12 protein-coding genes are annotated in these 12178 nt (G+C 46.7%); 9 read left to right on the top strand and 3 right to left on the bottom strand.

The window, feature by feature from the left end; genetic code table 11:
• The first annotated feature begins 2 nt into the window (after nt 1–2).
• The 7 genes from dppC (at nt 3) to MKY10_RS07000 (ending at nt 7662) form a co-directional block, all read left to right on the top strand.
• Nucleotides 3–965, top strand: a complete 963-nt coding sequence (gene dppC, locus MKY10_RS06970) for a dipeptide ABC transporter permease DppC (protein WP_015252255.1) — start codon at nt 3–5, stop codon at nt 963–965.
• 4 nt (nt 966–969) lie between these two features.
• Nucleotides 970–1977: a dipeptide ABC transporter ATP-binding subunit DppD gene (dppD, locus tag MKY10_RS06975; RefSeq protein WP_015252254.1), complete on the top strand. Its 1008-nt coding sequence runs from the start codon at nt 970–972 to the stop codon at nt 1975–1977.
• 2 nt (nt 1978–1979) lie between these two features.
• Nucleotides 1980–3629: a dipeptide ABC transporter substrate-binding protein DppE gene (gene dppE / locus MKY10_RS06980; protein WP_080348123.1), complete on the top strand. Its 1650-nt coding sequence runs from the start codon at nt 1980–1982 to the stop codon at nt 3627–3629.
• A gap of 87 nt (nt 3630–3716) precedes the next feature.
• Nucleotides 3717–4676, top strand: coding sequence for an LD-carboxypeptidase (locus MKY10_RS06985; RefSeq protein ID WP_043857354.1), 960 nt, complete (start codon nt 3717–3719; stop codon nt 4674–4676).
• Nucleotides 4673–5773: an L-Ala-D/L-Glu epimerase gene (ykfB, locus tag MKY10_RS06990; RefSeq protein ID WP_015252251.1), complete on the top strand. Its 1101-nt coding sequence runs from the start codon at nt 4673–4675 to the stop codon at nt 5771–5773. Before MKY10_RS06985 ends, ykfB begins: the two co-directional genes overlap by 4 nt.
• Complete coding sequence (gene eepC / locus MKY10_RS06995) at nt 5770–6660, top strand: gamma-D-glutamyl-L-lysine dipeptidyl-peptidase (RefSeq protein ID WP_048655230.1); 891 nt, start codon at nt 5770–5772, stop codon at nt 6658–6660. Before ykfB ends, eepC begins: the two co-directional genes overlap by 4 nt.
• 12 nt (nt 6661–6672) lie before the next feature.
• On the top strand, nt 6673–7662 hold the full coding sequence (locus MKY10_RS07000; protein ID WP_015252249.1) for an oligopeptide/dipeptide ABC transporter ATP-binding protein: 990 nt from the start codon (nt 6673–6675) through the stop codon (nt 7660–7662).
• A 42-nt stretch (nt 7663–7704) separates the two neighbouring features.
• Here MKY10_RS07000 and pgl read toward each other — a convergent pair whose 3' ends face one another.
• A complete protein-coding gene (gene pgl / locus MKY10_RS07005) occupies nt 7705–8754 on the bottom strand; it encodes a 6-phosphogluconolactonase (protein WP_015252248.1) in 1050 nt (349 codons plus the stop codon).
• Nucleotides 8755–8843: 89 nt separating this feature from the next.
• Entirely contained in the window at nt 8844–9704 is an 861-nt protein-coding gene (locus MKY10_RS07010; protein ID WP_038428842.1) for a dimethylarginine dimethylaminohydrolase family protein, read from the bottom strand.
• Between the two features lie 159 nt (nt 9705–9863).
• On the opposite strand from MKY10_RS07010, the gene MKY10_RS07015 reads away from it, so the two are divergent.
• Both MKY10_RS07015 and hmpA read left to right on the top strand, forming a co-directional pair.
• Nucleotides 9864–10382, top strand: a complete 519-nt coding sequence (locus MKY10_RS07015) for an acyl-CoA thioesterase (protein WP_003232595.1) — start codon at nt 9864–9866, stop codon at nt 10380–10382.
• Between the two features lie 238 nt (nt 10383–10620).
• Complete coding sequence (gene hmpA / locus MKY10_RS07020; protein ID WP_015252246.1) at nt 10621–11820, top strand: NO-inducible flavohemoprotein; 1200 nt, start codon at nt 10621–10623, stop codon at nt 11818–11820.
• Nucleotides 11821–11896: 76 nt separating this feature from the next.
• Here hmpA and MKY10_RS07025 read toward each other — a convergent pair whose 3' ends face one another.
• Nucleotides 11897–12121, bottom strand: coding sequence for a hypothetical protein (locus MKY10_RS07025; protein ID WP_015252245.1), 225 nt, complete (start codon nt 12119–12121; stop codon nt 11897–11899).
• Between the last annotated feature and the right edge of the window lie 57 nt (nt 12122–12178).

Below are 12178 nucleotides of genomic sequence, written 5' to 3' on the forward strand. Positions count from 1 at the left end.
GTGTGAATCTCCCTGTACAAACGGATGAACGCCAGCCAGAACAGCACAATCAGGTGCCTGATGAGTGGTTTGTCTCGAATCAGGAAAAAAATCGGGAAGCCGATTCGGTCAAGCGGCCGAGTTTGTCATACACGCAGGATGCCTGGAGGAGGCTGAAAAAAAATAAATTAGCGATGGCCGGACTCTTTATTCTTTTATTTCTTTTTGTCATGGCAGTTATCGGGCCCTTTTTATCGCCCCATAGTGTCGTACGCCAATCGCTGACAGAACAAAATCTTCCGCCCTCAGCCGATCATTGGTTCGGCACCGATGAACTCGGCCGGGATGTGTTTACCCGGACATGGTATGGCGCGAGAATCTCGTTGTTTGTCGGCGTGATGGCAGCACTGATTGATTTTTTGATCGGTGTCATTTACGGAGGCGTTGCCGGCTATAAAGGCGGCAGGGTTGACAGCATTATGATGCGGATTATCGAAGTGCTGTACGGACTGCCGTACCTGCTTGTTGTCATTTTGCTGATGGTGCTCATGGGGCCGGGACTGGGCACGATTATTGTGGCGCTGACTGTGACCGGGTGGGTCGGCATGGCGAGAATTGTAAGAGGCCAGGTGCTTCAGATTAAAAATTATGAATATGTACTCGCCTCGAAAACCTTTGGCGCGAAAACCTTTCGCATCATCCGGAAGAATTTGCTGCCGAATACTATGGGAGCGATCATCGTACAAATGACATTAACCGTACCTGCCGCCATATTCGCAGAATCATTTTTAAGCTTTCTCGGCCTCGGCATACAGGCTCCGTTTGCAAGTTGGGGCGTGATGGCGAATGACGGCCTGCCCACGATTTTATCTGGGCATTGGTGGCGCCTGTTTTTTCCGGCCTTTTTCATATCTCTGACGATGTACGCGTTTAATGTGCTGGGGGACGGATTGCAGGATGCGCTTGACCCTAAGCTGAGGAGGTAGCTGTATGGAAAAAGTTCTGTCAGTCCAAAATCTGCACGTGTCTTTTACGACTTACGGCGGGACGGTTCAGGCGGTCAGAGGGGTGAGCTTTGATTTGTATAAAGGAGAAACCTTTGCGATCGTCGGCGAATCCGGCTGCGGCAAAAGCGTTACCTCCCAAAGCATCATGGGCCTGCTTCCGCCTTATTCGGCGAAGGTGACAGACGGCAGCATTCTATTTAAAAACAAAGACCTTTGCCGTCTCTCTGACAAAGAAATGAGAGGTATAAGGGGAGCCGACATTTCTATGATTTTTCAAGACCCGATGACGGCGTTAAACCCTACGCTGACTGTCGGCGACCAGCTGGGGGAAGCGCTATTGCGCCACAAAAAAATGAGCAAAAAAGCGGCACGGAAAGAGGTGCTTTCCATGCTGTCATTGGTTGGTATTCCAGATCCCGAAGAGCGCCTAAAGCAATATCCCCACCAATTCAGCGGCGGTATGAGACAGCGGATTGTCATTGCGATGGCGCTGATTTGCGAGCCTGATATCTTAATTGCGGATGAACCGACCACCGCCCTGGATGTAACCATTCAGGCACAGATTTTAGAGCTGTTTAAAGAGATTCAGAGAAAAACGAATGTGTCTGTCATCCTGATTACACATGATTTAGGGGTCGTTGCCCAGGTAGCTGACAGAGTCGCAGTCATGTATGCCGGGAAAATGGCGGAAATCGGCACGAGAAAAGATATTTTTTATCAGCCGCAGCACCCTTATACAAAAGGACTGCTGGGTTCTGTCCCGCGGCTGGATTTAGATGGCGCTGAGCTGATCCCAATCGACGGAACGCCGCCGGATTTATTTTCGCCTCCGCCGGGCTGCCCGTTTGCCGCCCGCTGTCCGAACAGGATGGTTGTGTGTGACAGGGTGTACCCGGGCCAGACGATCAGATCTGACTCGCACACCGTCAACTGCTGGCTGCAGGATCAACGAGCAGAGCATGCAGTGCTGTCAGGAGATGCGAAGGATTGAACATGAAAAGGGGGAAGAGGATGAAACGAGTGAAAAAGCTATGGGGCATGGGTCTTGCATTAGGACTTTCGTTTGCGCTGATGGGGTGCACAGCAAATGAACAGGCCGGAAAAGAAGGCAGTCATGATAAGGCAAAAACCAGCGGAGAAAAGGTGCTGTATGTAAATAATGAAAATGAACCGACTTCATTCGATCCGCCGATCGGCTTTAATAATGTGTCATGGCAGCCGTTAAATAACATCATGGAGGGGCTGACGCGTCTTGGCAAAGATCATGAGCCTGAGCCGGCAATGGCGGAGAAGTGGTCTGTTTCGAAAGATAATAAAACTTACACATTTACAATTCGGGAAAATGCGAAATGGACAAACGGAGATCCTGTAACAGCCGGAGACTTCGAATACGCGTGGAAGCGGATGCTTGATCCGAAAAAAGGCGCTTCATCGGCATTCCTAGGTTATTTTATTGAAGGCGGCGAAGCATATAACAGCGGGAAAGGGAAAAAAGACGATGTGAAGGTGACGGCAAAGGATGATCGAACCCTTGAAGTTACACTGGAAGCACCGCAAAAATATTTTCTGAGCGTTGTGTCCAATCCTGCGTATTTTCCGGTAAATGAAAAGGTCGATAAAGACAATCCAAAGTGGTTTGCTGAGGCGGATACATTTGTCGGAAACGGCCCGTTTAAGCTGACGGAATGGAAGCATGATGACAGCATCACTATGGAGAAAAGCGACACGTATTGGGATAAAGATACCGTGAAGCTTGATAAGGTGAAATGGGCGATGGTCAGTGACAGAAATACAGATTATCAGATGTTTCAATCAGGGGAACTTGATACCGCTTATGTCCCTGCAGAGTTAAGCGACCAGCTGATGGATCAGGATAACGTCAATATTGTTGACCAGGCGGGTCTCTATTTCTATCGATTTAATGTCAACATGGAGCCGTTTCAAAATGAAAACATCAGAAAAGCCTTTGCGGTGGCTGTGGATCAAGAGGAAATTGTAAAGTACGTCACGAAAAATAATGAAAAACCGGCGCGCGCCTTTGTATCGGCTGGATTTACGCAGCCTGACGGCAAAGATTTCCGTGAAGCAGGCGGAGACCTGATCAAGCCTAACGAAAGCAAAGCGAAGCAGCTGATCGAAAAGGGCATGAAGGAAGAAAACTATAATAAGCTTCCTGCGATCACGCTTACTTACAGCACAAAGCCGGAGCATAAAAAGATTGCCGAAGCTATTCAGCAAAAATTGAAAAATAGCCTTGGAGTCGATGTGAAGCTGGCCAATATGGAATGGAACGTATTTTTAGAGGATCAAAAAGCGCTGAAATTCCAATTCTCTCAAAGCTCATTTTTGCCTGATTACGCGGACCCTATCAGTTTTCTGGAAGCCTTTCAAACGGGAAATTCGATGAACCGCACAGGCTGGGCCAATAAAGAATACGATCAGCTGATCAAACAGGCGAAAAATGAAGCCGATGAAAAAACACGGTTCTCTCTTATGCATCAAGCTGAAGAGCTGCTCATCAATGAAGCGCCGATCATCCCGGTTTATTTTTATAATCAGGTTCACCTGCAAAATGAACAAGTAAAGGGAATTGTCCGTCACCCTGTCGGCTATATCGACTTAAAATGGGCAGATAAAAACTGATGGCGGTGATTGAGGAAATACTGCTTCTTTATGCGAAGGAGCGGTATTTTTTCTCTTTCTTGCACGTATACGTAGGGTGCAGAGCAAATGAAAGGAGTGTTTTCGTTGAATTACAAGCCGAAAGCGTTGAACAAGGGTGATACAGTCGGAGTGATCGCGCCCGCAAGTCCGCCGGATCCAAAAAAGCTTGACACCGCGCTTTTATTTTTAGAAGAGCTCGGTCTTCAGGTGAAGTTGGGCAAGGCGCTGAAAAACCAGCACGGCTATTTAGCGGGACAGGATGATGAGCGGCTGGCGGATCTCCATGAGATGTTCAGAGACGATGAGGTAAAAGCAGTGTTGTGCGCATGCGGGGGTTTTGGGACAGGACGTATCGCCGCGGGCATTGATTTCAGCTTGATCCGCAAACACCCTAAAATCTTTTGGGGATACAGCGATATTACGTTTTTACATACTGCCATTCATCAAAACACAGGTCTTGTCACTTTCCATGGCCCGATGCTCAGCACGGATATTGGCCTTGACGACGTTCACCCGTTGACAAAAGCGTCATATAAGCAGCTCTTCCAGGAGACGGAATTCACCTATACAGAAGAGCTTTCTCCGCTGACCGCGCTTGTTCCTGGAAAAGCGGAAGGCGAGCTTGTCGGGGGAAATCTGTCTTTGCTGACGTCTACACTGGGCACGCCATTTGAAATTGATACGAGAGGAAAGCTTCTGTTTATTGAAGATATTGACGAGGAGCCTTATCAAATCGACCGGATGCTGAATCAGCTGAAAATGGCGGGGAAGCTGACGGACGCGGCGGGAATTCTAGTTTGTGATTTTCACAATTGTGTCCCGGTGAAGCGAGAGAAGTCTCTCTCGCTTGAGCAGGTGCTGGAAGACTATATTATATCTGCGGGCAGGCCCGCTCTGAGAGGATTTAAAATCGGCCACTGCTCGCCAAGTATTGCGGTTCCGATCGGTGCGAAAGCTGCTATGAATACAGCAGAAAAAACAGTCGTAATAGAGGCAGGCGTTTCAGAAGGGGCGCTGAAGACATGAAAATCATTCGAATCGAAACAAGCCGAATCGCTGTCCCGCTGACAAAGCCGTTTAAAACCGCGCTTCGCACTGTGTATACGGCTGAATCAGTCATAGTAAGGATTACTTATGACAGCGGTGCAGTCGGATGGGGAGAAGCACCCCCGACGTTAGTGATTACAGGAGACAGCATGGATAGCATTGAAAGTGCCATTCACCATGTGTTGAAACCGGCATTGCTTGGAAAAAGCCTGTCCGGCTGTGAGGCCATACTGCACGACATCCAGCATCTTCTTACAGGAAATATGAGCGCGAAGGCTGCTGTAGAGATGGCGCTATACGACGGCTGGGCGCAGATGTGCGGGCTGCCGCTTTATCAAATGCTTGGCGGATACCGAGATACGCTGGAAACAGACTATACCGTCAGTGTCAACTCACCTGAAGAGATGGCAGCTGATGCCGAGAATTATCTCAAACAAGGCTTCCAAACGCTGAAAATAAAGGTCGGAAAAGATGATATTGCAACAGATATCGCCCGTATCCAGGAAATCAGAAAACGTGTCGGATCAGCTGTGAAACTGCGTTTAGACGCTAATCAGGGATGGAGGCCGAAGGAAGCGGTAACTGCCATTCGGAAAATGGAGGATGCGGGCCTAGGCATTGAGCTTGTCGAGCAGCCTGTCCATAAAGATGATCTCGCTGGGCTTAAAAAGGTGACAGATGCAACAGATACGCCGATTATGGCTGATGAAAGTGTTTTTACACCGCGCCAGGCGTTCGAAGTTCTGCAAACCCGGAGCGCAGACTTGATCAATATTAAATTGATGAAAGCGGGCGGCATCAGCGGAGCAGAGAAAATTAATGCCATGGCGGAGGCCTGCGGGGTGGAGTGTATGGTCGGCAGCATGATCGAAACGAAGTTGGGCATTACGGCCGCGGCGCATTTTGCGGCAAGCAAGAGAAACATCACACGCTTTGATTTTGACGCGCCGCTGATGCTGAAAACAGATGTATTCAAAGGCGGCATAACATATCGCGGCAGCACGATTTCGATGCCTGGCAAACCGGGCCTCGGAATCACCGGGGCTGCGCTTTTGAAAGGGGAAAAAGAGCAATGATGCACACTGTCATATCAGCAGTGGCCAACATCTGGACAGCGCCTGATTCACCGCGTCCGTCTGATCAATTCATGCTTCAACCGACTGTAATGATCAGAGACTGGCTGGAGCGCATGACGTATGATGAACGGCTTGGATTATGTACAGACAATGTAATCCAAACTCAGGTTCTCTTTGGCGAAAAGGTACTTGTGACGGCGGAACAGGGGGAATGGGTTTCTGTGATCGTGCCTAGCCAGCCATCCCGAAAGGATCCGCGCGGATACCCAGGCTGGATGAAAAAGAACCAGCTGGAAAAAACAAAGCCCATCCATACACAACACGATGTGATGATCAGCAAACCTGCTGCCTTTTTGTACAGAAGCAATGGAGAAAAGGAGATCGAATTGAGCTTTTTGACAGTTCTCCCCCTTATTGCAGAAGAAAAAGGATATTTTAAGGTTTCGACCGTTTTGGGAGAAAGGTTTGTGAAGCAAAGTGATGCAGTGCCTGTCAGCCAACAGAAAGGGACTGCTGAAGACATCATTCAAACGGGTGCGTTTTTCCTTGGCCTTCCCTACCTGTGGGGAGGGATCAGCGGGTTTGGGTTTGATTGCTCCGGATTTATGTACAGTATATTTAAGGCGAATGGATACAGCATCCCCCGCGATGCGGGAGATCAGGCTAAGGCGGGGGAGTATGTCCTGCTTGATGATATGAAGGCTGGTGACCTGCTGTTTTTTGCTTATGAGGAAGGAAAAGGAGCGATTCATCACGTCGGTCTGTATGTAGGCGGCGGGAAAATGCTTCATTCTCCAAAGACAGGAAAATCAATCGAAATCCTTACATTAAAAGACACAAGCTATGAAAAAGAACTTTGTGCGGTGCGCCGCTGTTTTTCAGAATAAGGAGGGAGACAAATGACGCCACTGCCTTTGTTAGAGGTCAGCCAGCTAAAAATGCATTTTGACGCAGGGAAAAAGCGGACAGTCAAAGCTGTCGACGGGGTCACCTTTCAGATTCGTGAAGGAGAAACGTTCGGGCTAGTCGGGGAATCAGGGTGCGGGAAATCAACCTTGGGGAGAGTGCTGATGCGCCTTTATCAGCCGACAGAAGGAAGCGTGACATACCGCGGCACAAATCTTCATGCACTAAGTGAAAAAGAGCAGTTTGCCTTCAACCGCAAACTGCAGATGATTTTTCAGGACCCTTATGCTTCACTTAACCCGCGCATGACCGTTCGAGAAATTATTTTGGAGCCAATGGAGATTCATAACCTCTACAATACCCATAAAGCACGGCTTCTCGTCGTGAACGAGCTGCTTGAGGCAGTTGGGCTTCATCCCGATTTTGGCAGCCGTTATCCGCATGAATTCAGCGGCGGGCAAAGGCAGAGGATCGGGATTGCGAGAGCACTGTCGCTGAATCCTGAATTTATCGTGGCGGACGAACCGATTTCTGCACTTGATGTCTCTGTTCAAGCGCAGGTGGTCAACCTGCTGAAGCGGCTTCAAAAAGAGAAAGGGCTTACGTTTTTATTCATTGCCCATGATCTTTCGATGGTGAAGCATATCAGTGACAGGATCGGTGTTATGTACTTAGGGCACATGATGGAAATTACAGAGAGCGGCACCTTGTATCGTGAACCGCTCCATCCCTATACAAAGGCGCTTTTGTCCTCGATTCCGATTCCAGATCCTGAATTGGAGGACAAGCGTGAGCGTATTCTCTTAAAAGGAGAGCTGCCGAGCCCGGTCAATCCGCCAAGCGGCTGCGTGTTTCGTACCCGCTGTCCGGAGGCGATGCCTGAATGTGGAGAATCTCGTCCCCAGCTTCAAGAAATCGAACCCGGCCGTTTTGTCGCTTGCCATTTGTATCGAAATGCTGAAACGAAGGAAAAAGTAAGATAAATAAAAAGAGTGGCTCCTTTTTACTAGAGCCACTCCATTTGTTTATACTTGATGTAAAAACTTTACACAAACCGGGTAAGGGACAGAAACCGTTGATGGGAGGAGTGTCAATCGGCCGGTTTCTTTGTCTCTTTCAAACAAGACAAGGTTGCCTGTTTCTTCATTTGAAGCAACGAGGAACCCTTCCGTTGGGTCAAATACAAAGTCACGAGGCCAGTTTCCTTCTGTCGACACTCTTTCTACGAAAGCCAGCTCTCCTGAATATTGATTCACTTCAAATACGGCGATACTGTCATGGCCGCGGTTTGCGACATAAACAAAACGTCCGTCCTGCGTGACATGTATTGCGCTTCCCTGGCTGTTATCTGTAAAATCATCAGGGATGGCAGAAACGACTTGGATATCTCTAAATTCGCCGGCTGTCGGGTTGTATTCAAGCGCAATCACTTCATTGCTTAATTCTGTCATGACATAAGCGTATTTTTCTTTCGGATGAAAAGCGATATGGCGAGGTCCTGCACCGGGAGCGAAGGAATGGCTTCCGGATTCAGTCAACACACCGTCTTTAAGCTTATAGGTGTAGAGCTTATCTATACCTAAATCAACCGCTACCACATAATTGTGTTCAGGTGTGAACCCCGCGTAGTGTGTATGCGGTTTTTCTTGTCTTTCGTGCGGCCCTTTTCCTGTGTGAGCGGCCTCTGAAACAGGTGATTGCAAGCTGCCGTCTTCCTGAACCGGAAAAACGTGTACCTTCCCGCTGTGATAATTGGCAGTCAGTACGAATTGATTTTGATCATCAACGCTTACGTGGCATGGCGAAGGGCCATCAATTAACTGATGATTCAGAAATGTCAATTCGCCGCTGTTTTTATCGATTTGATAGGCAGCAACTCCGCCTTGGCCGTCTGCTTTTTCGATGGAATAAAGGATGGCGTTGTTTTTATTCGGCGCCACATATGTCGGGTTGCCCAGCTTAGCGGCCAGCTTTGGCTCGCTGAGTGCTTTTTTCTCAGTATCAAGTTCAAATGAATAAATTCCTTCGCTTCCGCCTTTTGTATACGTCCCGACATATCCTATGTATTTTGTCATGCGATTTCCCCCTTAAAAATGATGTCACCTCTATATTAACGTATCTTGATAAAATAAGCTGTTCAAAACATGAAAAAGGGGAAGATTCTTCATTCGCCTCGAATCAGCGGCATTGTGCAGCACCTGAAGGAGCCGCCTGATTTAATAATTTCTGACAGATCAATTTCGATAATGTGATAGCCTCTTTTCGATAGCTGTTGATTGACATGGCGGTTGCCAGGGAGACTGATGATCGTTTTTTTTCCGATTGAAAGGACGTTGGTGCCAAGCGTAAATTGTTCGTCCTCGGGCACCTCAATAAGATCATAACGTTTTGCCAGCATATCGGCTGCATCTGGCTCAATGGCCTGTGGATAAATTAACGCTTCGCTTTCAGATATAATGTTAAATACGCAGTCCAAATGCAAAAATTTTTCATGAAGCTTCACTGGAACGATCGTATATTCAGGAAGTGCCTCTTCCAGCTGGCCGATAGCTGAAATGTCGGTGCGCTGGCTGATTCCGACATAGACAATGTCATCATCGATAATGACGTCTCCGCCTTCAATACTCGTATCAAGCATGCGGGTGTAAGAGATACCTTGGCTGTGAAAAAAATCTTTTATAACGGCTTCTTCTCCTTGGCGAATCGGTTCAGTCATGCTTGACAGAAAGGCTTTTTCTCCGATGACAAATCCTATGTCCCTAGTAAAAACCTGTTCTGGGAGTCCGTCGCGAACGGGCAAAAGGACGACCTCAACGTTGTGTGACCTAAGTGCCTCCACTAAGCGACTGTGCTGGTCGTTAGCGGTTTTTACATGAATATTGTCATCTTCAAAATGTTTTTGTGTTTCGTTTATAACATCTTTTATGGTCATGTGCTCAGGTTTGCATAAGATCACTTTCTGAAGTGTGCCGTATTCCGTTCGGCATACCGTTTTGTGCTGAGATTTCGGGATAGATACGTCCATTTGTTTTTCCTCCTAAAGTGTGAAGAATACATTTATTATTCCCTCATCATGAAAATCATTAAACCATTTTAAATTTTAGACAAATGGAAGAGAATATTGTTTAATAGGAGAATATAAGTGCATTTAGCTAAAAGATCAGACATCAAAGGGGAGAAAGGTATGGAAACACCGGAAACAAGATTTTGTAAAGAGTCAAAGGTTGTGAAAACCAGCAGGGTGTTCCCGCTTGACACGAACAACCATAATACGCTGTTTGGCGGAAAATTAATGAGCTACATAGACGACATTGCCTCTATTTCAGCGGCGCGCCATTGCAGACGTGAAACGGTAACAGCTTCAATGGATTCTGTAGATTTTTTAAAGCCGATCGGGCAAAAGGATTCTGTCTGCCTAGAGTCATATGTGACATGGGTCGGCACATCTTCCATGGAAGTATTTGTGAAAGTTATTAAGGAGCATTTGATGACTGGCGAACGGGAACTCGCTGCCACATCCTTTTTGACATTTGTCGCATTAGATTCAAATGGCAAGCCGGTGCCTGTACCGAGGGTTGTACCGGAAACAGAAGAAGAAATCATGCTGCATAATACAGCTGTACAGCGTGCTAATGAACGTAAGAACCGCAAGAAACACAGCCAGGCGCTTGCAAATGCGCTCGGAACTGATAAGCCTTGGTGAACGTTAAACCCAAAACATAAGTTGTTTTGGGTTTTTTTGTACTTTTCAATGGTGATTATTACAATGGTTAGTCCGTTTTTGCTAGGGGATTCTATAAAAAAGCAACAAATGTCATGTTAAATTGATAATTTTGTGACAACTTTATTAAAGATTCATTTTAGATATATCTTTTATTCGTAAGATCATGTATTTTAAAGATATATTTTAAATACATCTTTTCGAAAGGATTGTTTATAAAATGTTAGATAACAAAACAATCGAAATTATTAAAAGCACTGTACCCGTATTGCAACAGCATGGAGAAACAATCACTGGCCGTTTTTACGATCGGATGTTTCAAGACCATCCAGAGCTTTTGAACATTTTTAATCAAACAAACCAAAAGAAAAAAACACAGCGAACTGCACTGGCAAATGCCGTTATTGCAGCTGCGGCAAACATTGACCAATTAGGAAACATCATTCCGGTTGTCAAACAAATCGGCCACAAGCACCGCAGTATCGGAATTAAGCCTGAGCACTACCCAATCGTCGGTAAATATTTGCTGATTGCGATTAAAGATGTATTGGGAGACGCTGCAACTCCTGACATTATGCAGGCATGGGAAAAAGCGTACGGAGTCATTGCTGACGCGTTCATCGGAATTGAAAAAGACATGTATGAACAGGCTGAAGAGCAAGCCGGCGGCTGGAAGGAGTATAAGCCATTCGTTATCGCAAAAAAAGAGCGGGAAAGCAAAGAAATTACATCCTTCTATTTGAAACCGGAAGACGGCAAGCCGTTACCTGAATTCCAAGCAGGGCAATATATCAGCATCAAAGTGCGGATTCCTGATTCTGAATATACGCATATCCGCCAGTACAGCCTGTCTGATATGCCGGGAAAAGACTATTATCGAATTTCAGTGAAGAAAGATGGTGTCGTGTCTTCCTACTTACACGATGGGCTGCAGGAGGGAGATTCAATAGAGATCAGCGCACCGGCAGGGGACTTTGTTTTAGATCATGCATCACAAAAAGATCTCGTTTTGATCAGTGCCGGAGTTGGCATTACACCAATGATCAGCATGCTGAAAACATCTGTTTCCAAACAGCCTGAACGGCAAATTCTGTTCATTCATGCGGCGAAAAACAGTGAATATCATGCATTGCGCCATGAAGTAGAAGAAGCAGCAAAACATTCTGCTGTTAAAACAGCATTTGTGTATCGCGAGCCGACAGAGGAAGACCGTGCAGGTGATCTGCATTTTCATGAAGGACAGATTGATCAGCAATTCCTCAAAGAACTGATTGCCAACACAGATGCGGATTACTATATTTGCGGTTCACCGTCGTTTATTACGGCAATGCATAAGCTTGTATCAGAGCTCGGAACAGCGCCGGAGTCTATCCATTACGAGCTATTCGGCCCGCAATTAAGTTTGGCGCAGTCCGTTTGAACACATACATGAAACTCTTCTCCTTTCAGAGAAGAGTTTTTTATTGAGATATAAGAAGGCAGACAAGCGCCGGTTTCTACATCCGGACAATCACAGACCCGCCGCCATTTGTGCATACACGGTTTTGCTGTTCTTGCATTGTTCTCAGCAATTCATTGTTTACCTCAATTGCTCTAATTAGTTGCTCCATCCTTAGCTCCAAACCGGCCAGCCTGTCGATTGTTTGCTGCTGGTAGCCCTCGGGTTGGGGAGCCAATGGCAGATCAAAGGGCCAAAGGGTATTCGACTTCTGATTTTTCATATTGCGTATTGCGCCTCCAATCGGTGTCACTTTCTATTGTGTTATGTTCAGGCGATG

It is taken from the genome of Bacillus sp. FSL P4-0290 (assembly GCF_037975435.1).
GTDB lineage: Bacteria > Bacillota > Bacilli > Bacillales > Bacillaceae > Bacillus > Bacillus subtilis.